Source organism: Photobacterium angustum, assembly GCF_003026365.1.
Lineage (GTDB): Bacteria > Pseudomonadota > Gammaproteobacteria > Enterobacterales > Vibrionaceae > Photobacterium > Photobacterium angustum.
This window is the reverse complement of record NZ_PYOM01000002.1, coordinates 1-22,188: the sequence shown is the minus strand read 5'-3', so window position 1 is coordinate 22,188 and position 22,188 is coordinate 1. Positions and strand designations below refer to the sequence as shown.

General features: G+C 38.1%; 19 protein-coding genes and 5 tRNA genes. 19 read left to right on the top strand and 5 right to left on the bottom strand.

Annotation, left to right across the window (positions count from 1 at the left end; genetic code table 11):
• Window positions 1-40: 40 nt before the first annotated feature.
• A complete protein-coding gene (locus CTN01_RS02210) occupies window positions 41-946 on the top strand; it encodes a cation diffusion facilitator family transporter (protein ID WP_045150422.1) in 906 nt (301 codons plus the stop codon).
• 52 nt (window positions 947-998) lie between these two features.
• Here CTN01_RS02210 and CTN01_RS02205 read toward each other — a convergent pair whose 3' ends face one another.
• Window positions 999-1,244, bottom strand: coding sequence for a hypothetical protein (locus tag CTN01_RS02205; protein ID WP_045132750.1), 246 nt, complete (start codon window positions 1,242-1,244; stop codon window positions 999-1,001).
• 519 nt (window positions 1,245-1,763) lie between these two features.
• Here CTN01_RS02205 and CTN01_RS02200 point away from each other — a divergent pair.
• Window positions 1,764-3,356, top strand: a complete 1,593-nt coding sequence (locus CTN01_RS02200) for a sensor domain-containing diguanylate cyclase (RefSeq protein ID WP_052666728.1) — start codon at window positions 1,764-1,766, stop codon at window positions 3,354-3,356.
• A 154-nt stretch (window positions 3,357-3,510) separates the two neighbouring features.
• Complete coding sequence (gene lgt / locus CTN01_RS02195) at window positions 3,511-4,311, top strand: prolipoprotein diacylglyceryl transferase (protein ID WP_045084338.1); 801 nt, start codon at window positions 3,511-3,513, stop codon at window positions 4,309-4,311.
• An 87-nt stretch (window positions 4,312-4,398) separates the two neighbouring features.
• Here the strand turns inward: lgt and CTN01_RS02190 are convergent, their stop codons facing one another.
• The 3 genes from CTN01_RS02190 to CTN01_RS02180 are packed head-to-tail and all read right to left on the bottom strand — an operon-like array spanning window position 4,399 to window position 7,492.
• Window positions 4,399-5,241, bottom strand: coding sequence for an energy-coupling factor transporter transmembrane component T family protein (locus tag CTN01_RS02190; protein ID WP_005368397.1), 843 nt, complete (start codon window positions 5,239-5,241; stop codon window positions 4,399-4,401).
• Window positions 5,242-5,243: 2 nt separating this feature from the next.
• Window positions 5,244-6,938 carry an ABC transporter ATP-binding protein gene (locus CTN01_RS02185; protein ID WP_045150421.1) on the bottom strand — a complete coding sequence of 565 codons (1,695 nt, stop codon included), beginning with the start codon at window positions 6,936-6,938 and terminating at the stop codon, window positions 5,244-5,246.
• Window positions 6,939-6,940: 2 nt separating this feature from the next.
• Entirely contained in the window at window positions 6,941-7,492 is a 552-nt protein-coding gene (locus CTN01_RS02180; RefSeq protein ID WP_005368393.1) for an ECF-type riboflavin transporter substrate-binding protein, read from the bottom strand.
• A gap of 928 nt (window positions 7,493-8,420) precedes the next feature.
• Between CTN01_RS02180 and uvrY the strand changes: the two genes are divergently transcribed.
• The 4 genes from uvrY to CTN01_RS02160 all read left to right on the top strand — a co-directional run bounded on the left by uvrY (window position 8,421) and on the right by CTN01_RS02160 (window position 12,180).
• Entirely contained in the window at window positions 8,421-9,065 is a 645-nt protein-coding gene (gene uvrY, locus CTN01_RS02175) for a UvrY/SirA/GacA family response regulator transcription factor (protein ID WP_005368391.1), read from the top strand.
• Window positions 9,065-10,915, top strand: a complete 1,851-nt coding sequence (gene uvrC, locus CTN01_RS02170) for an excinuclease ABC subunit UvrC (protein ID WP_107342080.1) — start codon at window positions 9,065-9,067, stop codon at window positions 10,913-10,915. Before uvrY ends, uvrC begins: the two co-directional genes overlap by 1 nt.
• A gap of 109 nt (window positions 10,916-11,024) precedes the next feature.
• Window positions 11,025-11,582: a CDP-diacylglycerol--glycerol-3-phosphate 3-phosphatidyltransferase gene (pgsA, locus tag CTN01_RS02165; protein ID WP_005368388.1), complete on the top strand. Its 558-nt coding sequence runs from the start codon at window positions 11,025-11,027 to the stop codon at window positions 11,580-11,582.
• 124 nt (window positions 11,583-11,706) lie between these two features.
• Window positions 11,707-12,180: a hypothetical protein gene (locus tag CTN01_RS02160; RefSeq protein ID WP_107188250.1), complete on the top strand. Its 474-nt coding sequence runs from the start codon at window positions 11,707-11,709 to the stop codon at window positions 12,178-12,180.
• A gap of 247 nt (window positions 12,181-12,427) precedes the next feature.
• Here the strand turns inward: CTN01_RS02160 and CTN01_RS02155 are convergent, their stop codons facing one another.
• On the bottom strand, window positions 12,428-13,183 hold the full coding sequence (locus tag CTN01_RS02155) for a siderophore-interacting protein (RefSeq protein WP_045150420.1): 756 nt from the start codon (window positions 13,181-13,183) through the stop codon (window positions 12,428-12,430).
• A gap of 177 nt (window positions 13,184-13,360) precedes the next feature.
• Here CTN01_RS02155 and CTN01_RS02150 point away from each other — a divergent pair, with 177 nt between their 5' ends.
• From CTN01_RS02150 to CTN01_RS02095, 12 genes are all read left to right on the top strand, one after another.
• A complete protein-coding gene (locus CTN01_RS02150; protein ID WP_045150430.1) occupies window positions 13,361-14,152 on the top strand; it encodes an SDR family NAD(P)-dependent oxidoreductase in 792 nt (263 codons plus the stop codon).
• Window positions 14,153-14,278: 126 nt separating this feature from the next.
• The gene (locus CTN01_RS02145; RefSeq protein ID WP_045150419.1) at window positions 14,279-14,731 is read left to right on the top strand and encodes an NUDIX hydrolase; all 453 of its coding nucleotides are present in this window, start codon (window positions 14,279-14,281) and stop codon (window positions 14,729-14,731) included.
• A gap of 31 nt (window positions 14,732-14,762) precedes the next feature.
• Window positions 14,763-15,050 (top strand): putative quinol monooxygenase, encoded by a 288-nt coding sequence (locus tag CTN01_RS02140; protein ID WP_045129154.1) that lies wholly within the window; start codon window positions 14,763-14,765, stop codon window positions 15,048-15,050.
• Between the two features lie 14 nt (window positions 15,051-15,064).
• Window positions 15,065-15,469: an MAPEG family protein gene (locus tag CTN01_RS02135; RefSeq protein ID WP_045150418.1), complete on the top strand. Its 405-nt coding sequence runs from the start codon at window positions 15,065-15,067 to the stop codon at window positions 15,467-15,469.
• A gap of 560 nt (window positions 15,470-16,029) precedes the next feature.
• Window positions 16,030-18,939 (top strand): pyridoxal phosphate-dependent class III aminotransferase, encoded by a 2,910-nt coding sequence (locus tag CTN01_RS02130; protein ID WP_045150417.1) that lies wholly within the window; start codon window positions 16,030-16,032, stop codon window positions 18,937-18,939.
• 40 nt (window positions 18,940-18,979) lie between these two features.
• The gene (locus CTN01_RS02125; protein ID WP_045131036.1) at window positions 18,980-20,224 is read left to right on the top strand and encodes a carboxynorspermidine synthase; all 1,245 of its coding nucleotides are present in this window, start codon (window positions 18,980-18,982) and stop codon (window positions 20,222-20,224) included.
• 72 nt (window positions 20,225-20,296) lie between these two features.
• The gene (nspC, locus tag CTN01_RS02120) at window positions 20,297-21,415 is read left to right on the top strand and encodes a carboxynorspermidine decarboxylase (protein ID WP_258178902.1); all 1,119 of its coding nucleotides are present in this window, start codon (window positions 20,297-20,299) and stop codon (window positions 21,413-21,415) included.
• Window positions 21,416-21,630: 215 nt separating this feature from the next.
• Window positions 21,631-21,704, top strand: a tRNA-Cys gene (locus CTN01_RS02115).
• Between the two features lie 20 nt (window positions 21,705-21,724).
• Window positions 21,725-21,800 (top strand) — tRNA-Gly (locus CTN01_RS02110).
• 63 nt (window positions 21,801-21,863) lie between these two features.
• Window positions 21,864-21,950, top strand: a tRNA-Leu gene (locus CTN01_RS02105).
• Window positions 21,951-21,970: 20 nt separating this feature from the next.
• A tRNA-Cys gene (locus CTN01_RS02100) sits at window positions 21,971-22,044 on the top strand.
• A gap of 19 nt (window positions 22,045-22,063) precedes the next feature.
• Window positions 22,064-22,139: transfer RNA gene (locus CTN01_RS02095), tRNA-Gly, on the top strand.
• Window positions 22,140-22,188 lie beyond the last annotated feature (49 nt).

Sequence of the window (22,188 nt, the reverse complement as noted above, 5' to 3'; positions counted from 1 at the left end):
GAGTAAAATTAATAAAAATTAAAATAATGGAAAACGGCTAATGGCGCATTCACATGAACACCATGTTTCAAATTACAATTCCGCCTTTGCAATAGGGATTGTACTTAATCTTCTTTATGTCATTGTAGAAGCGACTTATGGTTTTATTACTGATTCTCTAGCATTACTAGCCGATGCAGGGCATAACCTTAGCGATGTTGTTACTTTGGTCTTGGCATGGGGAGCTTTTGCATTAGCAAAAAAAGCGGCAACTGAGCAGCGAACTTATGGGTTCCGTAAAGTGACAATATTAGCTTCATTAACAAGTGCGTTATTATTATTGTTTGCGCTTGGAGCAATTGCATGGGAAGCAGTTCTACGATTTACTGAACCCCGCTCCGTGGAAGGTACCACGGTGATGATGGTGGCTTTTATTGGTGTGATCATCAATGCAGCGACAGCGATGTTATTTGCCAAAGGACAAAAGCATGATTTAAATATGAAAGGGGCTTTCCTTCATATGGCGGGTGATGCCGCAGTCTCTCTTGGTGTGATTATTACCGCTTTTATTATAAACATTACTGGGTGGGATTGGTTAGATCCTGCGATGAGCTTAGCGATTGTTGTGGTGATTTTAATTGGTACGTGGAGCTTACTTAAAGATTCGATCAATTATTCATTAGATGCCGTTCCGAATAACGTTGATATATCAGCGCTAAAAACCTATTTAACAGAGTTGCCGCATGTAAATACTTTCCATGATTTACATGTTTGGCCGATGAGTACCACTGAAAATGCCATGACAGTTCATCTTGTTGTTGATGAATATGTTAAAGGGCAAGGTATGCCTGATGAAATCAAACATTATGTACATGATCACTTTGACATTGAACATGTGACAGTACAAATTGAGGCATCATCTTACACATGTGATAGTAAGCATCAACATTGCGGTATACAACAGTAGTTTATTAGATTAGAGATAAAAGTGTACTTTAGTTAAAGCATTTTAGATTGCTTTACTTTTTATGTACACTTTTCATAGTTAGCCAGCGCCCAATAAACTCTAGCACCACGATCTCTGACAATTTATAGCAATGTCTATCGATTTCTTTGTAAATAAATTGAATGTTAGGGCTTGAAATAAGTAACCCGTCAGTGCCGTATTTATTATGGAAATCAATTGAGTAATCGAGGTGATGTAATGAAGGTGCAGCATGTAAAGCGGATGAGAAAAATAAGCTTATAAAGAAAGTATTCATCATAATCAATCCCTATATTTATTGTAATAAAAAGAGTTGTTATAAGCCATAGCACATATATTCAATTGCTGTTTATATTAGAGAAGGTGAGTGGATATAATAATTGCTTATATAATTTAGTTTACGTGTTAACGGCTGTAGCACTTTTTATTTAGAGGCTACGGTATATTCCATGCGCTTTCGATCTTATTAATACCGATCTAAAGCGATAATATTTGTTCTACTTTTTCAGGGCAATCGTCATCGTTTATAATTACACTATTTGGCATGATTATAATTTTTAGCACCGCTAAAGGTACACTATTAGCAATTCTTGATAGCATTTGTACTATAAGTGTAAATGTCTCTATGACAATAGTGTTTAATAATAAGGTATTAGCCCTAAGTCAGATCAAGTTTTATATATTATAAGAGATGATTATCGTGATTCTGTTTACTATTTAACCAACCCCAAAATCTACTATTTGCATATAATAAAAATAATGTAAAATGTCGTGATTAACCACACTAGGAATATTGATTTTGCCCTACTTAAACTTACGCTTAGTAACAAGACTAAAACTGGTACCTCTTATTGTATCAATGATGGTTTTACTACTGACTGTGATTTTAGTATTTGTAATCAATCATATACAGACCAATAACCAGCAAGCAGTATTAGAATCAGCGGCTTCTCGTCAAGCTGATTTGCTGCGTGATCAAGTCAATAGCGATATCGACTTTATTGGATCGGCGGCCAATTTCTTTCAATCAAGCTCTCCTTCAAATTGGAGTAATTTTGACCTCTTTGCCAAAGAGGTTGTAGGGAGCTCAAAAAGTTTAATGAGCCTTCAATGGCTTCAAAAAGTAACACCTGAAAATATTGATAACTTTATAAAGTTGGAAAAAAATACCAGTTCAAATTTTAATATTTATACAATAACTAAAAATGAAAAGTTGAAATTTAATGGTAACTTTTCTGATATACCTGCTATTTATGTTGTTACTGATATTTATCCAAGAACAAAATATAATTTAGATATACTTGGTTATTATTCTATCAGTCAACGCACACAGTATTTCTTCGATAATATAAGAACAACAAAGCAGCCTAATGTATCAGACAGCGTTTCTATTCTTTCTGATACGCTAGCATCAATTACAAATGACGATCTAAATAAAGATGCCATAACAATTGATACACATCATAAAAAAAACAAGCGAGGATTGTTGATTGATTATCCAGTCTTTAATCTTGATAGCAATGAGATGATAGGTGTTGTTGTTGGTGTGGTTGATTTAACTGTATATATGAACTCCGTTATTCAACATTCGCTAAATGGTATTCATAGTAAAATTAAAATTATTGATACTGGTATCGGCTCTAAAGACTTTCCAATTATGTACAAGAGTAAAGGTTGGGATTTAACAAAGGGAACGATATTTACGAGAAAAGTAACGTTGCCAAATAGAGTATGGCTCGTTGAATTTAAGCAAGCTAACGAGAAACAAGAACAAGATTTATGGGTGTTAGTTGGCATTGCTTGCGCTGGTGTTATTATTTCTGTTCTAGTTTATTTTATCGTTGCTTTTCAACGAGGTGAAAAAGAAAGAATTGAGGCTCAATTAAAGCTAAAAACGAAAGAGTTACAATTTCTTGTTAATAGAGATGTATTAACTAAATTAAGAAACCGACGCTCATTTAATCAATATATCGATAAAATGTTTAGTCGAGAAACAACATTTACACTGATAAGTATTGATATTGACAAATTTAAGTCAATTAATGATAACTATGGACATGTTTTTGGGGATCAAGCCTTAATTCATGTTGCAACGATCGTCCATGGTTTATTAGCAAAAGAAGATAAATTGTTCCGTCTTGGTGGTGATGAGTTTTCTATTATTACTCAGCAAATAAATGTGCCTGAAGTTGAACAGATGTTGTTTAAAATTTGTCATGCGGTTAATAACACAATTCTTCGATATAAAGGTGATGAAATTTATTGTTCTTTAAGCATCGGTGCAGCTATTTCTCACGATGATGATGACGTTGAAACATTAATGACGCGAACAGATAATGCATTATATGAAAGTAAGAAAAAAGGCCGAAACTGTTTCTTTATATCGCTCTAATTTTTCATTCTGATAGTTATAATCTGATTTATAGAATTAAATTTTCTTAAATTAAGCTAACGTTTATTCACCACAGTGATTTTTCTTGCTAACCTGTGCTTATTGTAAGTCGTCCATCTTGTTTGGGCACTATGTTACTGAGAAGGTTATCTCGTTGGATCATTTTGTTTGGAATGTCGACCCCGTTATGGTGTCAATCTTCGGTTTGAAGATTCATTGGTATGGTGTGTTATTTGCGTTAGCAATTACCGCTGGTTTCCAAGTTATGAAGTCAGTGTATGAACGTGAAGATAAGCCAGTAGAAAGTCTAGATTCATTATTAATGTACGCCGTCGTTGGTATTATTGTCGGCGCGCGTTTATTTCATGTCGTGTTTTACGATCCAGACTACTACTGGGCGAACCCAGGTCAGATTATTGCGGTATGGAACGGCGGGTTAGCAAGTCACGGTGGTGGTTTGGGTGTAATTCTAGCCGTCTACTTCTATACTAAGCGCTACAAAATTAACTTCATGTGGTTACTTGATCGTTTAGCCATTGCAACAGCATTGTTCGGCTTCTTTGTTCGTACGGGTAATTTCTTTAATTCAGAGATTCTAGGTACACCGAGTAATCTTCCATGGGCAGTTATTTTTGAGCGTGTTGATATGATCCCTCGTCACCCTGTCATGTTGTACGAAGGGTTTTCTTATTTAGCCATCTTTGTTTTATTGTTTGCGCTTTACCGTAAAACAGATATTGGAAAGTATAAGGGGCTACTACTAGGCTGGTTCTTAGTATTAGTTATGACAGTACGTTTCTTATTAGAATTTATTAAAGTCCATCAGGCTGACTATTCTACAGATATGGTGCTTAATACAGGTCAACTGTTAAGTATTCCATTTATTATTGCTGGTATTATCTTGGTGATTCGAGGTCAAAAAGCGCGTCGATTAGCGCGAGAATCTCAAAGTTAAAAACGATTCTTTGTACTGTAGATATAAAAAAGCCGATCTCATGATCGGCTTTTTTGTTGCTGTTAACTGATACTGAAAGCTAAGTAATTAGTGGAATGGGTACCAAAATAAGCTGGTAGATTCAACGCGGTGGAAAATACCAAACCCAAGTATCGCTACAATAATTGCTAAAGCAATGAAGTCATTTTTAGTCATTGGTTTTAAGCTATACCAAGTACGCTTTTTATTACGTCCAAAACCACGTAAAGTCATTGCATTCGAAATGACATCTGCACGATCTAAGCTTGAAAAAATTAATGGGCCAAGAATCTTTGCGACATTACGGATACGTGTCATCACCGGTGCATTTTTTGAAATATCTACCCCACGTGCTTGTTGAGCATGCATAATGTTGGTGAAGTCTTTCATCACTTCTGGCAGGTAACGTAAGGTTAAGCTAACAGCGTAAGCAACACGATAAGGTACCCCCAGTTTGTTTAAACTCGCTGAAAACTCTGTCGGATGAGTGGTGAACACAAACACCAATGCGATCGGGAACATGCTGAAATATTTCAGTGTCACTGTTAACAAGTAAAACAATGTTTCAAGTGTAATATCGTAATGACCAAAGAGATGGATCAGAACGGTTTTACTGTGCATATAATCGGTACCTTGTTGCGGCGCAATCAAGAACATAAATAATGCGTTCATCAGTAAAACGATAGCTGTACCCATGAGTAACGGTTTATAAACCTTAAAAGGTATTTTGGTTTCTTTAAGTAAGAACAGACCTAAAACAATCAATCCACAAATAACGCGTAGATCGAACGTCAATAATACCATGGTAACCCAAGCCATAAAGAGAATGAGTTTAGTAATACCGTTTAGCGAGTGTAGCCATGAATGGGTATTAATATAACTAATACCAAATTTGAATTTATTGGTTTTCATGATTATTTCGTTTTTGCTTCGTGCTCAATAAAACAACGGATGAAGTTGTCGATACGTGTAATGCCCATAGCTTCAGCTAAAGTGTAAAGACTTGTCACAGTTAAGTTAGCTTTATCAAGTAGGGTTGGCTGGCTAAATATACGGTAGACACTGTCATCTGCAAGCAATTGACTGTCAGCAATAACAATGGCGCGTTGTGTATATTCCAGTACTAAATGCATATCATGCGAGATAATAATGATAGTAATACCAAGCTTTTCATTGAGTTCTTTAATGAATGCCATCATTGCGGTGTAGTGATGGTAGTCTTGTCCTGCTGTTGGCTCGTCAAGAATCAACAATTCAGGCTCTAACACAAGCATCGTCGCAATGGTTACACGTTTCTTTTGACCAAAACTCAGTGCATCAATCGGCCATTCACGGTAACGACCTAAGCCGCAGAGCTCAAGCATGTGATTAACTTTGTCTTTTACTGTATTTTCGTCAACACCACGGTTACGAAGCCCTGATGCGACTTCATCAAAAATCATGTGGTGTGAAATCATATGATTGGGGTTTTGTAATACAACACCAATTTTATGACTGCGTTCAAAGATAGAACAATTAGCGAGATTATCACCGTTTAATGAAATAGTACCGCTATCTTGCTCTAATACTCCCATGATTAAACGAGTAATGGTTGACTTACCCGAGCCATTTTTGCCCATAATAGAAACAAATTCGCCTTTATGAACATCAAAGCTAATATCATTAAGGGTGTTTTTTACGCCATCATAGGAGTAAGACAAGTTTTTCACGCTCAATAAGATATCGCTATGCTCTGGATTTTGTATTGGCGCTACTTGATGAAACCATTGCTCTAGTTGTGGCTTAAATTTTTCTAGCGAAAGGGTAGAGAAATAAGCGGGGTTATCGTCTTTTGAAAGTGTACAACCAGCCGCTTTAATTGCTGAAATATATAGAGGCTCACGAATACCATGCTGCTCAAGTATCGTACTTGCTAATAATTCGTTAGGCGTCATGTCGGCAACAATTTCACCACGATTCATCATAATGATGCGATCAACGGGACGGTGGAGCACATCTTCTAAACGGTGTTCAATGATAATCACTGTTTTGCCTGTATCTTTATGCAGGTTATCAATGATTTCTATTGCGGCTTTACCTGTTTTTGGGTCAAGGCTTGCTAAAGGCTCATCAAATAAGAGAATATCGACATCATCAACCATCACACCGGCTAAAGATACACGTTGTTTTTGACCACCACTTAAATCAAATGGTGAGTGATCAATGATGGCGTTCAAATCAATCATGTCAGCCGTTGCTTGAACAATATCGTGCATCTCTTTTTGTGGGATCATTTGATTTTCGAGCGCAAAAGCGATGTCTTCGCCGACACTTAATCCTACAAATTGACCATCAGTATCTTGCAATACTGTACCAACCATACTTGTACAGTGGTCGAGGTCCATTTTTTGAGTATCTTGCTGATTGATAGTAAGTGTTCCAGAACAATCACCTTTGATTGCATGTGGAATTAGGCCATTAAGACATTGTCCTAATGTTGATTTACCACTCCCACTAGGACCAATAATCACGACTTTCTCACCAGTATTAATTGTGAGATTGATATTTTTTAACGTTGGCTTTTCAAGTGCCCAATATTTAAATGAGAAATCAGTAAATTGAATAGCCATGCTTAGTATGCCTCTTTGAGGTTGTAGCTTTGCTGTTTGCGTTTAGCTACAGATGTCAAAATAAAGTGTCCCACAACAGCAATTAATGTTGTGTTACCTGCAGCAATAATGACAAGTTGCGCTAAGACTTTGGCAAAAGGTTCGGCATAGAGAATAGAGTCTAAAAAGGCAGAACAGCCGTAACCAATAACATTGCCTAAGAATGCGAGTACTACAAATAGAGTGAAGTCAAGCTTAGAAAAAAGGCCTTTTTCCAAGCGTTCGCGAGTTAGTTTAGGATATAAACCAATGATCATACCGACGATTCCAGAGCCTAAAACCCAAGTGAACCAAACTCCCCATCCGGCAAACAGATCTGTCACCCAGTGGCCGATAAAACCAACAAGAAAGCCAACTAATGGGCCAAATAAAACAGCGAATAGTGCCAATACAGCCATTGCTGGCTTTAAAGTTGTGTTTGCAAAAACAGGAATACCAAACATAGGTAACCCCCCAATGCCGTAAAGTGCAGCACCGATAGCAATCAGAACAACCGTTTTGGCTGAAAGACTCATAACTAAACCTTGTAAACTCTTGATAATTATTCAACGTATATTGAACAACACATATAAAAACTGGATTCGCGTATGCTTTATGGTTAAGTAAATGTCACCGGTTTAGCAGCCATGCCAAAGTTGGTGATAATCAATAGCAAGTTATGCTAAATGTTGTCACTCAACGCGAATAATCCATTATAAAACAAGAGCGGTGTCGGCCTAATTTCTGAGTTCGAGATATCGAAAAAAGAGTAGAACCAAAAGCGGCGCATATAATACTCTATTAAGTAAGCGAAGGGAATGCTTTACATCTAGACGTCTAAAGAATGAACGACTTTATTTAAATAAATATTCAAAACTAAAATTTAGTCGGTATTTGCTGTTATTTTATTCAATGTTTCAATACATTATAGAGCTAATAAAACGCGAATTTTTACAATGTGTTCGTTGATTTTATAGAGGTATGGATCTTGATGTAAAAACTGGAGTCATAGAGGTTTAAGAGGTTGATGTATATTCGTTACTGGTGTTTTTTTGCGCTTATTTTTCTATTCGAGTAAAAAAAATCACATAATCAATTACACTCAATATAGTAGAGATAGCAAAAGTCATTACAAACTTAGCGTTAGATCTAAATTTTATAAATCATAAATGATGTAACAAACTGTTATTTGATTGATAATTATAACTAATTGGAAATATTATATTTTTCGCTTTATTTTTTCTCCCAAATAGGAAATAATCAATAGACGCTCTTTATTTTGGAGCGTGTAATAAAGAATAATAAAACAACGTATTGTCAAGCTTTAACTTGATACTAAACTTTGCGCTGATACACAGAATCAGCATTTGGCGAAGTGTTAAGTTAAGGTAGAATTATGTAGTATTAGTAGTAGCTATCCTGCCATTCTGGCTGGGTGCAGAGCCAAATCATTGGAGATACAGCTTGATTAATGTATTCCTTGTAGATGATCACGAACTGGTTCGCACAGGGATTCGACGTCTTCTAGAAGATGTCCGTGGTATTAAAGTGGTAGGGGAAGCCATCAGTGGTGAGGAAGCCGTAAAATGGTGCCGTAGCAATCATGCCGACATTATTCTTATGGATATGAATATGCCTGGTATTGGTGGACTTGAAGCGACCCGTAAGATTTTACGATTCAATCCCGATGTAAAAATTATTGTTTTAACAATTCATACCGAAAACCCATTTCCAACAAAAGTTATGCAAGCAGGTGCTGCTGGCTACTTAACAAAGGGAGCGGGACCAGATGAAATGGTTAATGCGATAAGAATGGTAAACAGTGGCCAGCGTTACATTTCACCTGAAATTGCGCAGCAGATGGCGTTAAGCCAATTTGCTTCAAATTCTGAGAATCCTTTTAAAGAGCTTTCTGAGCGTGAACTTCAGATAATGATGATGATCACGAAAGGACAGAAGGTAACAGATATTTCGGAGCAATTAAATTTGAGTCCGAAAACCGTTAATAGTTATCGCTATCGTTTGTTTAACAAACTGGATATTAGTGGTGATGTTGAATTAACGCATCTTGCCATTCGACATGGAATGCTTGATACAGAGACGTTATAGTGTCAGATGTTCCAAACGAAAAAAGTTTTGATTCTCAAGCTTTTCTGAAAACAGTAACACACCAGCCAGGCGTCTATCGTATGTATGACGCTACTGGTGTGGTTATTTACGTAGGTAAAGCAAAAGATTTAAAAAAACGCCTTTCTAGTTATTTTCGAACTAATGTTGCGGGTGAAAAAACACGTGCTTTAGTTAAAAATATCTGCAATGTGGATGTGACGGTAACCCATACTGAAACTGAAGCGCTTATCCTTGAACATAACTACATCAAGCAGTATTTACCTAAATATAATGTACTACTGCGTGATGATAAGTCTTATCCTTATATTCTTCTAAGTGCAAGTAAACATCCACGCTTGTCGATTCACCGCGGTGTTAAGCGTCGCAAAGGTGAATACTTTGGTCCATATCCTGATGCCGGTGCAGTACGCGAAAGCTTGCATCTTATGCAAAAAATCTTTCCGGTTCGTCAGTGTGAAGATTCAGTATATGCAAACCGAAGTCGTCCATGTTTGATGTATCAAATTGGACGTTGCTCTGGGCCTTGTGTAGAAGGATTGATCAGTGACGATGACTATCAACAGCAAGTGCAATTGGTGCGATTATTTTTACAGGGTAAAGATCGCCAAGTGATTAGCATTATGGTTGATAAAATGGAGCAAGCTAGCCAAGCGTTAGAGTTTGAGCAAGCAGCACGATATCGCGACCAAATCCAAGCACTAAGACGTATTCAAGAACAGCAGTTCGTAAGCCAAGACAATGAAGATGATATAGATGTTATTGGTATTGCACACAGTAATGGGATGGCATGCATTCATGGATTATATATTCGTCAAGGTAAGATCTTAGGCAGTCGCAGTTATTTTCCTAAAGTGCCCGTTGATGCAACGTTAACAGAAGTTCTTTCAGGGTTTGTTACTCAATACTATTTCAACCAAGTTGAAGGTCGAGTGATCCCGAGTGTCATTTTATTAAGTGAAACGCTGGGAGAAGAAGGTGAAACTATTGCTAAAGCGTTAACGGAAATGGCTGGGCGCACTATCAGTTTTAAATACAATCCACGAGGAACTCGTGCTCAGTATTTAAAATTGGCAAAGACGAATGCAGAAACCGCACTGACGAGCAAAATTAATCACCGTTTAACGATACAAGAGCGTTTCTTTGCTCTTCAACAAGCTTTAAACTTAAAGGCGATCTCACGTATGGAATGTTTTGATATTAGCCATACGATGGGGGAAAAAACGGTTGCCTCATGTGTTGTGTTTAATCAGGAAGGGCCATTAAAGCAAGAATATCGTCGTTATAATATAACTGGTATTACTGGTGGTGATGATTACGCAGCAATGGCACAAGTTTTGGAGCGTCGTTATAGCAAAAATATGGAATTAGATAAAATTCCAGACATAATTTTCATAGATGGCGGTAGAGGTCAGTTATCAACAGCGTATGATGTAGTGAAGCCGTATATTGCTGATTGGCCAAAACGACCTTTACTTGTCGGTGTGGCAAAAGGCACGACACGTAAGCCTGGTTTAGAAACGCTCATATTTGTTACAGGTGAAGAGTTTTCTATGCCAAGCGATTCACCAGCATTGCATCTTATCCAGCATATTCGTGATGAAAGTCATAACCATGCTATTAGTGGTCACCGCGCTCAACGTGCAAAAGTTCGAAAGCGTAGTAGTCTAGAAGATGTGGAAGGTATTGGGCCTAAACGACGCCAAGCGTTACTCAAATATATGGGTGGTATGCAAGAGCTGAAGAAAGCAAGTAAAGAAGAAATTGCTAAAGTACCTGGTATTAGTCCTGCTTTAGCAGAAAAAATAGTCGATGCATTGCAACATAATTAGTTCGCTGCACTTTTTTGGTTTAATTTACTGATAAATTCGCACCTAAGCAGACTTTGGAGTAGGCTAGGGAAGTAGATTAAACTCTGATTTTGAACATAAGAATAATATTATGCGTTTATCAATACCTAACATCTTAAGTTTCGTCCGGCTCATGCTTATCCCATTTTTTGTTATTGCCTTTTATGTGCCGTACGAGTGGTCTGCTTTTGCAACAGCGTTAATTTTTTGGGTCGCGGGTGTCACCGATTGGTTCGATGGCTACCTTGCTCGTAAATTAAATCAAACAACTCGGTTTGGTGCTTTTATCGATCCTGTTGCTGATAAACTCATGGTAGCAACGGCCTTAGTACTTGTGGTTGAGCATTACCATTCAGTATGGGTTACGATCCCTGCTGTCACTATGATTGGTCGTGAAATTATTATTTCAGCATTACGTGAATGGATGGCTGAAATTGGTAAACGTGCAAGCGTCGCTGTTTCTTGGGTAGGGAAAGTGAAGACTGCCTCTCAGATGTTTGCTCTATTATTGTTGTTATGGCATCCGCATGAATACGTTGTATGGTTAGGTTATGTATCTTTGTATGTTGCAATGGTATTAACGTATTGGTCAATGGTGCAATATTTAAAAGCAGCCAAAGGTGATTTGCTTAACGCAGAAAATCACTAGTAAGTTCTATTTTTGAAAGGTCTGATTAATCAGGCCTTTTTTTATATTTCTAGTATTTGTTAAGACACCCTCTCTTCGTTATATTGAGTGAAAATTAAACGATTAAGGATGAGGGATCTGCGCAATGGAATATGCTCAAGAATACTCAAAGAAAGAAAAAGCGGTTCGGATCTTGGCTGGAGTATTCGTTGGGAGTGTCATTTACTTTCTTCATACAATCTGGCTGATACCTATTATTAACGATGTTGTATCTCGTCCAAATTGCTTCGAATGGTTAGGTTTTAATCTCGCTGAATATTTTTGGTATTTGGTGATGGTTGGTGTTCCACTATTTGCATTTACGATGAGTTGGATATTGATACCGCGAGGGATCGCAGGAATTCGTGAAAGGCGCTTTCCACCTAAAGCCGTAAAAGTCTATCGACCAACGAAAGTAAAAACAGGATTTTTGGCTTGGTTAATATCAGCCATGCACTTATTAATTCCCTTCGTATTTTTAATACTTGCAGCTTGGGGGTATCTACAAGCAGCTCATTTTCCTACTTTTAATAAGCAAGCGTTAGATCTTAACCTGTGTATAAAAGATAGTACTCATTAATGTTTAACATGCAGTTATAACTCTTACTTGTTGAAAGTATATAATCTGCATGTTGTTATATTGGTTTAAACGTAAGTTAGCATTCATTGTCATGATATACATGATGTTCAATTTTCAGCTGGTGAACTTTTAGTTTTCTGAGCTACCATGAATACTTCTGTTATCAGCAGATTTTATTCATTAGTCGGGTTCATAGCGATAAAAAACGTCTATACCATTTGCAAATTACAAAAGTGATTAATAATTTTCATATGTTCGCAGCATCTCGACGTTTAATGTCTTTGTGACCATCTTCTGACACACCGTTTTTCCAATAACTGCTAATGTAAATGAATTCTCTTTCAACGTTTTTTTCATTACGAAAATATTGTCGTAGTTCACGCATGGTATCGAATTCACAGGCTGACCAAACAGAAACCTTGCCATCTTTCCAAGGTAATGACGTTACAGTATCTGCTAGCGATTCAGAGGCTGTTATCCATATCACTTCAATATCTTCAGGCTTAGATAATTCCTGTATATCATCTTTATCAATAACTTGAATAACGGCGTACCCTTTCGCATCTATTGGCAGCCTTTGTATTTTTGTCGTTAATGATGGTAGTGCAGTCATATCGGCAACCATAAAAAACCAATCTGCATCATGATTGAGGTCTTTAATTTCCCCCGGGCCTAATAGACAAATTTTATCGCCTAATGATGCTTGCTTCGCCCATTTAGCGGCATAGCTGTGATCGCCTTGATCTGTATTATGACGAACAAAATCGATTTCAATACTATTTTCTTCCGGAATATATTTTCTAATCGTATAGGTACGCATCACTGGTCGTTGACCTTTCGGCACAAGACTAATATCAGTACTGCCATTTTCAGCAAAAAGTAATTTTATATAGTTTCCTGCACTATTCTTAGAAAATGCAGATAAGCACTCTCCTTGAAAAGTGATTCGTTGCATATTGGTTGTGATGGTTTTGCTGTTTATTACTGTTACTTCGTTATTCATTTTTCACCAATTGAGAATGGTTTTTATTTATATTAACAAGGCTCTGTGCAATAAGATATTTTATTTACTACTTTTTACGCATATGGCTGACAGGAATCATTTGGACGAATATCTATATGTATTCCCTGTGAGTGATAGATATAATGGATAAAAACGTTGTTCGATATCGGGTGGTTTATGTTTGAAAATAAAACAGTGTTAGTACTAGCAGGTGCACAAGGAATAGGTAAGGCATGTAGTAAGTTATTGGCCTTTCAAGGTGCCAATGTCTATGTGGCTGATTGGAATATTGATGAGGCCACAGCGACGGCTAATGAAATTACCCAAAATAACGGTAAAGCAACGGGGATGTTTTTTAATGCGTTCGATAATGATTCTTACACGCCGTTGATTGATTCTATTCTTGAAAAAGAAGTAAAGATTGATGTGCTGGTTAACAACTTTGGCGGTGTAGATTTAAGTAAAGATCGTGACTTAGCCCATACTGAAGTGGTTGATTGGGAAAAGAATATACTTGCTAATATTAATAGCGTATTTATTCCATCAAAAGCAGTTATACCAACGATGGTTAAACATGGTGGTGGTAGCATTGTAAACATCTCATCACTGTCTTCTTTAAGTGCTGAAATGTCGAGCATCTCTTACGGTACGGCAAAAAACGCCATTAACCATATGACACGTCAAATCGCAATTCAATACGCGAGTTTTGGTATTCGTTGTAATGCAGTATTACCAGGAATGATTGCGACAGATGCTGTAAAAAATAATTTAAACCAAGAGTTTATTGATAATTTCTTAGCAACACAGCCAATTAAACGTATGGGTGAGCCTGAAGATATTGCTCATGCGGTGAGTTTCTTAGCAAGTGATCTTGCAGGTTTTATTACAGGTGTTTGTTTGCCTGTTACGGGGGGGATGAATATCGCGCCAGCACGTTATTATTTTGATGCTGATAAAGTGAGCTTCTAAGTTTGACTTATTAGTTCATCACATTAATTATTCTATAATGACTGAACGGCTCAATATGTAGCCGTTTTTTATAACTATTGGTGTATAACTAGAAAAGGGCAGTGATCGACAAATTAAGGAGTGATGATGATTCCGATAGATTCTTCCATAGTGGCAGGTGTTGCATTATCAGAAATTGATGGCGTGATGAAAATGCTACTCATGAAGCGCGTAAAAGGTGGGTATTGGTGTCATGTTGGTGGTTCTATCGAAGGTAATGAAACGGGTTGGCAAGCCATTGTCCGTGAGTTTAAAGAAGAAACCCAAATTGAAGTGGTGGATCTTTATAATGCCCAGTATTTGCAGCAGTTTTTTGAAGCCAACGTCAATGTGCTACAAATTATTCCTGTTTTCGTCGTCTTATGCTCTCCAAATCAAGCCGTAACACTTAATCACGAACATACAGATTATCAATGGTGCACATTAGAAGAAGCAAAAGCACTAACGCCATTCCCCAATCAGCACCGTGTCTTTGATCATGTATGGACTTATTTTGTTGATAAGCCGATTGAATCTCTTTTTAAAGTAGATATTAAGTAGAGTCTTTCAAATTATTGAGGAAATTGAAAAGATGGGAAAAGTGATATTAAAAGGATTTATTGTCGTTCCTGAAGAAGAACTTAATCTTGTTAGCCAAGCACTTGAGAAGCATGTCGAATTAACAAAGCAAGAGTCAGGCTGTTTGGTGTTCAATGTTTATCAGCGCTCACATTCTCCTTGTTACTTTGATGTTTACGAAGAGTTTTCTAGTAATACTGCGTTCGAACATCACCAAAGGCGAGTCAAAGCATCTGAGTGGGGGAGAGTCACTTCAAATGTTGAGCGCCATTATGAGGTGTGGCAAACCAAGAACGAATAGAAAAGGATAATTCAATGGAGTTTTTGCTTCCCTATAAAATGACAATTTGGGTTCTTGGCTCTGTGGGATATTTGTTATTATTGCAATTAGTCGTATTGGATATTGCTATTCTTAGTCAAAAGCATATCCCCGGTTTTACTATTGAAGCTAACCATGAACACTTTTTATTTCGTGCAAATAGAGCATTAGCCAATAGCAATGAAAGCCTTGGGATCTTTATTGTATTTGTTCTGTTTGCATTATTTTCTCAGCCCATTGCTCACTGGATTAATGGCTTCGCTGTGGTTTATTTATTCGGACGAATAGGGCATATGTTGTGTTATTACTTTAATATGAAAATATTACGCAGCATCTTTTTTGTGGTGAGTTTATTGGGTCTCATTGGACTATTTGTTACTGCAGTTATGGCTTGGCTGTAAATTGAGTTATTTTGATTGTAATGTTAAAGCTTGTTTTATTTTTATAATAGTCGAATTATGGCTAAATTTTTGAGGGGGTGGTTTGTAAAAGTTTGTATCTTTTTATTTTTTAATGTTGTTTTTTATTAATAGATTGTGGTAGTTTTGCTCGGTCTTAGATTGAGTAAGATTATAACGTAGTTCACCTAGCAATTACGCAGTAGGTATTTATGCTTACCAGCATAAATAGAAGGGAAATTATACGATGTTCAGCTTTATAAGAGCTGACTCATATTTAAGGGACCCAACAGTGGATCTATTATCACTTTCATTTCATTTTGGTTTTCATTTACCGAAATACCGTATTATTACGGAGCCTTGATCGTTCCTGATCAAAAACCACACTAAACATAGAGTTGCATATTACTGCGGGTGCTTATTGCTTCTGCATATTTGTATTTTGAGTGTGGTTCATCTTTAAAAAATCTTAACTCGGTATTTATATCGTTATTAATATGGTTTTTGCTTATCTTTTGTTACGTTTTTTTTGTGCAAAAGCTAAGTGATGACAGGAACGAAATATGTCTACACTTTTTAATTTTGGCGACACTGATCTATCAACAACAGTGCCTGTTGTTAATGGTTTATATGACTTAACGCTTGATGAATTGTTACTAAGCCAAGAGCACTATGAATCGGATGTGCGTTCATACCCAAGACGTTTACCTTTAGCAATAGCGAAAGCGGCAGGTGTAATAGTTGAAGATACCCGTGGGCAATTATTTGTTGATTGCTTAGCTGGGGCGGGAACGCTAGCACTTGGCTATAATCATCCAGAAATTAATAAGTCAATTGTTGACCAATTAGAATCAGGCCTACCATATCAAACCCTTGATATAACAACGGTTGCTAAAGATAAATTTATTAAACAATTGTTGAGCTTTTTACCCGAGTCGTTTGCAAATAATGCCTGTGTGCAATTTTGTGGCCCAACAGGGGCTGATGCAGTAGAAGCTGCGATTAAACTTGCCAAACAAACGACAGGTAGAAATACCATGGCAGCTTTTCATGGTGCTTATCATGGAATGACCAATGGCACGATGGCGATGATGGGAAATTTGAATACTAAATCTCGCCGTCAAGGGTTAATGGCTGATGTACATTTCCTGCCATTCCCATATTCATTGCGCTGTCCGTATGGTTTGTCCGGCGATGAAGGCGCAAAACAAAGCTTACGTTATATCGAACGTATGCTGAGTGACGATGAAAGCGGAATTCAAAAACCTGCAGCCATCATTGTAGAACCTGTTCAAGGTGAGGGCGGGGTTATTCCTGCGCCTGCTTTTTGGCTGCGAGAATTACGTCGAATAACGCAAGAGCATGGCATTTTACTTATCTTTGATGAAATCCAATGTGGTATTGGTAAAACTGGTCACAATTTTGCGTTTGAAGAATCAGGGATTACGCCAGATATTCTATGTTTATCAAAAGCAGTAGGCGGTGGTTTGCCAATGTCAGTCCTTGTTTTTAATAAAGAGATTGATAGTTGGAACCCTGGAGAGCATACCGGCACATTTCGTGGCAACCAGTTAGCGATGGCAACAGGGGCTAAAACGTTAGAAATAATTGAACGAGATGGTTTAGTTGAGCATGCTCAAAAAGCCGGTATGTATCTGCGTCGTGGTTTAGAAAAAGTGGCGGCTCAAACCAGTTGTATTGCAGAAGTGCGCGGTAAAGGCTTAATGTTGGGCATTGAAATTGTTCAATCTGATGGTAGTAAGAATAAGTTTGGTGAGCCAGTCGCCGATCCTGAGTTAACCGCTGCAATTCAACGCTCTGCATTAGAGCGTGGTTTGATTATTGAAAAAGGTGGGCGTCAAGGTTCGGTATTACGTTTTTTACCACCTCTTATTATTAGTTTTGAACAGCTTGATTTTGTTATTAATACGATTAAAGAGGCTATTGAGGTACATGTTGAACCGATTGAACAAGGATTGGTTTTAGAGTCGGATAATAAAGCTAATTGGAAGTATAACTTTATTCAAACGGGTAAAGGCGGATCTGAGAGCTTTGAAACGGCGCTGAATCAAACGACTCAAGTGCTGAAAAAAGTCTTTGAACAAACTAATCAGCCTTATTCGGGGATGGATCCTCAATTATTAAAAACGCTAATTAATGGCATTGATTTAAACCAGCCACAATCCTCACTTGATGCCGTGATTGATCAAACAGGCGATCTTATCGCGAAGCACTCTATTATGGTGCAACACCCGCATTGTATTGCGCATTTGCATACTCCGCCACTTGTCCCAGCTATTGCTGCAGAAGCTTTTATTGCCGCATTGAATCAGTCAATGGATTCATGGGATCAGGCCAGTGCAGCAACGTTTGTTGAACAGAAAATCGTTGATTGGTTGTGCGATGTTTATCAATTAGGCCAACAAGCAGATGGTGTGTTTACCAGTGGGGGAACGCAAAGTAATCTGATGGGATTACTGTTAGCACGTGATTGGGCTGCAGACACTATCTCTGGTCATAATATTCAGCAACAAGGTTTGCCATCATACGCGGATAAACTACGTATATTATGCTCGAAAAAATCCCATTTCACGGTGCAAAAATCAGCGTCGTTGATGGGGCTTGGTGAACAATCTGTAGTCTGTGTTGATACTAATCCTGATGGCACTATTCAATTAGCATCTTTAATTACCACGATTGAAGCATTAAAAGTAGATGATCTTATTCCGTTTGCCGTTGTTGGAACAGCAGGAACAACAGATCACGGCGCAATTGATGATCTTACAGGGTTGGCAGATATTTCCGCTCGTCATAATCTTTGGTTCCATGTTGATGGTGCATACGGTGGCGCACTCATTTTAAGCCGTCATCAAAGTCGTTTGCATGGTATTGAAAAAGCTGATTCTTTAAGCGTTGATTTTCATAAGCTTTTCTTTCAACCGATTAGCTGTGGTGCAGTGTTAGTGAAAGATAAATCGCACTTTAAATATCTGCTACACCATGCAGATTATCTTAATCGTGAAGATGATTTACTGCCAAATTTAGTGGATAAATCAATAGCAACAACTAAACGTTTTGATGCTTTAAAAGTGTTAATGACAATGCAAAGTGTTGGCGCTGATGCATTAGGTGAAATGTACGATCATCTTATTAATCAAACGCAACATGTCGCTGATTTAGTTAATCAACAGCCGCAATTTGAGTTATTGGCCGATCCTGCTTTATCTACAGTGTTATTCCGTTTTGTAGGTGAAGGAGCAATCTTAAATGAGCAACAACTTAACCAACTGAATAAACAATTGCGCATAGATGCCTTAGTACAAGGACAAGCCGTACTGGGTGAAACTGTTGTTGACGATAAAGTGGCATTAAAGTTCACGATTTTAAACCCATGTTTAACTATTAACGATTTTAAAACCTTATTGAATAAAGTCTCTCAATTAGGTCAATCGCTATTGTCTTCGACTCAGTAAGACAACCACACAGATAAATGAATTTAGAAGGAAATAAATAATGGCTATTTTACAAATTGGTGCTGGTGGTGTTGGCTGGGTTGTCGCACATAAAGCGGCGCAAAATAATGACGTACTTGGAGATATTACATTAGCTTCTCGTACAGTTAGTAAATGTGAAAAGATCATTAGCTCGATTGATAAGAAAAATAATTTAAAAGATCCGACGAAGACAATTCAAGCACGTGCTGTCAATGCAGACGATGTTGATGCATTAGTTGCTTTAATTGAAGACGTGAAACCTGATTTGGTTATTAATGCAGGGCCTCCGTGGGTCAATATGTCGATAATGGAAGCGTGCTATCAAGCGAAAGTTTCTTATCTCGATACTTCTGTTGCTGTTGATTTATGCTCTGAAGGTCAACAAGTGCCTCAAGCTTATGATTGGCAATGGGGTTACCGTGAGAAATTCAAGCAAGCAGGTATTACAGGCATTTTAGGTGCGGGTTTTGATCCTGGTGTAGTGAGTGTTTTTGCAGCTTATGCAGTAAAGCATTTGTTTGATGAAATCGACAGCATTGATGTAATGGATGTCAATGCAGGTGATCACGGTAAGAAGTTTGCGACTAACTTTGATCCAGAAACCAATATGTTAGAAATCCAAGGCGATTCTTTCTATTGGGAAAATGGTGAGTGGAAACAAGTGGGCTGCCATAGCCGTATGCTTGAATTTGATTTCCCGCTGGTGGGGAAACATAAAGTTTATTCTATGGCGCATGATGAAGTACGTTCAATGCAGGAATTTATTCCAGCAAAACGTATTGAGTTTTGGATGGGCTTTGGTGATAAATACCTAAATTACTTCAATTGTATGCGTGATATTGGCTTATTAAGCCCAGATCCACTAACGCTGCATGATGGCACTGTTGTACAACCACTGCATGTTTTAAAAGCGCTATTGCCTGATCCAACATCATTAGCGCCGGGTTACACAGGAAAAACCTGTATAGGTACTTGGGTACAAGGCAAGAAAGAGGGTAAAGAACGCAGTGTGTTTATTTACAACAACGCTGATCATGAAGTGGCGTATGAAGATGTAGAGCATCAAGCAATTTCATACACAACAGGTGTTCCTGCTATTACTGCCGCATTACAGTTCTTTAATGGTAAGTGGGCTGATAAAGGTGTGTTCAATATGGAGCAGCTAGATCCAGACCCATTCTTAGCAACAATGCCAACAATTGGCTTAGATTGGCATGTACAAGAATTGCCAGTGGGTCAGCCTGATATTCAAATTTTGAAATAGAAACATCTATTTAAGCGAGCTTGTATGTAGAAGCAGGCTCGCTTTGTTATTTATATAAAAGAGTAAGCCGCATTGAAAACGCCATATTTCATGATTGATGAGCAGAAGCTGATCAATAATTTAGAGCAAGCCAAAAAGTTAAAACAATTATCTGGTGTAAAACTGGTACTCGCGTTGAAGTGTTTTTCAACATGGGGTGTGTTTGATGTCATGAAGCCTTATCTTGACGGTACAACCAGTAGTGGGCCATTTGAAGTCAGGTTAGGTGCTGAAAAATTTGGTGGTGAAACTCATGCTTATAGTGTTGGATATAGCCAAGAAGATGTAGAAGAGGTGCTAGAGCACTGTAATAAAATCATTTTTAACTCCGTTTCTCAATTGCAAGCCTATCGCCATTTGGCTGACGGCAAAGCGTTAGTTGGTCTACGTTTAAATCCGGGGATAAGTTGTGCAGGGCAAGATTTAGCTGATCCTGCTCGTCAGTATTCGCGTTTAGGAGTGCAAGAAAACCTATTAACAGATGAATTGTTTGATGATCTCGATGGCGCAATGTTTCATATGAACTGTGAAAATAAAAGTGCGGATGCGTTTATTGCGTTATTAGATTCGATATCAGAACGTTTCGGGCGTTATTTGGAAAAACTTGATTGGGTGAGTTTAGGTGGCGGTGTTTTCTTCACTTGGCCTGATTACGAGTTAGAAAAGTTATCTCTTGCATTAAAAACATTTGCTTCACGATTTAATGTCCAATTATATCTAGAGCCAGGCGAAGCCATTATTACTCAAACAGCAGATTTGGTTGTGACTGTGGTTGATATTGTCGAAAATGGAATGAAAACGGCAATTGTCGACAGTGCGACAGAAGCGCATCGACTCGATACATTAATTTATAATGAGCCCGCCACAATTAGTGAAGCTTCTGAAGAGGGGAGTTTTCAATATGTGATTGGCAGTTGTTCTTGTTTGGCGGGCGATCAATTCTGTGTAGCTAACTTTGAACAGCCATTAGTTATTGGACAGAAATTACACATAGCAGATAGTGCGGGATATACAATGGTCAAGCTTAATTGGTTCAATGGATTAAGAATGCCTAGTATTTATTGCCGTAGAATCGATGGTGGCGTGGAAAAATTAAACGAATTTACTTATCAAGACTTTGAGTCTTCATTGTCGCGTTTTTCAATTTCGTAAATGAGACAAAGTTAATAATTAAAGATTGTCTGGTTTTTGATCATTTACGGGCTGAAATATAGGTCGATGTAATGGAAAATGAGCAATTAAATAAAAAGTCATAATTTTTCGTTGACTGATTCTGTAAAATCAGTAAATTACACCACGTACCGCAGCGGGGTGACTCGCAAAGGACAAAAGATTCTGAAAAAGTAAACTTCTTCAGAAACAAAGTTGGCGCGTTGGCAGAGTGGCTATGCAGCGGATTGCAAATCCGTGGACCTCGGTTCGACTCCGGGACGCGCCTCCATTCTCTTATGAGAATATAATGCGACACTAGCTCAGCTGGTAGAGCGCAACCTTGCCAAGGTTGAGGTCACGAGTTCGAACCTCGTGTGTCGCTCCAAATTAAAGATTATGGCGAAAGCGGTAATCACAGATGGTGTCTAACCATCGCAAGAAATTGCGTGCCCTGGTGGTGGAATTGGTAGACACAAGGGATTTAAAATCCCTCGGCGTTCGCGCTGTGCCGGTTCAAGTCCGGCCCGGGGCACCATCTAATTGAGAAGTAAAAATGGCGCGTTGGCAGAGTGGCTATGCAGCGGATTGCAAATCCGTGGACCTCGGTTCGACTCCGGGACGCGCCTCCATTCTCTTATGAGAATATATGCGACACTAGCTCAGCTGGTAGAGCGCAACCTTGCCAAGGTTGAGGTCACGAGTTCGAACCTCGTGTGTCGCTCCAAATTAAAGATTATGGCGAAAGCGATAATCACAGATGGTGTCTAACCATC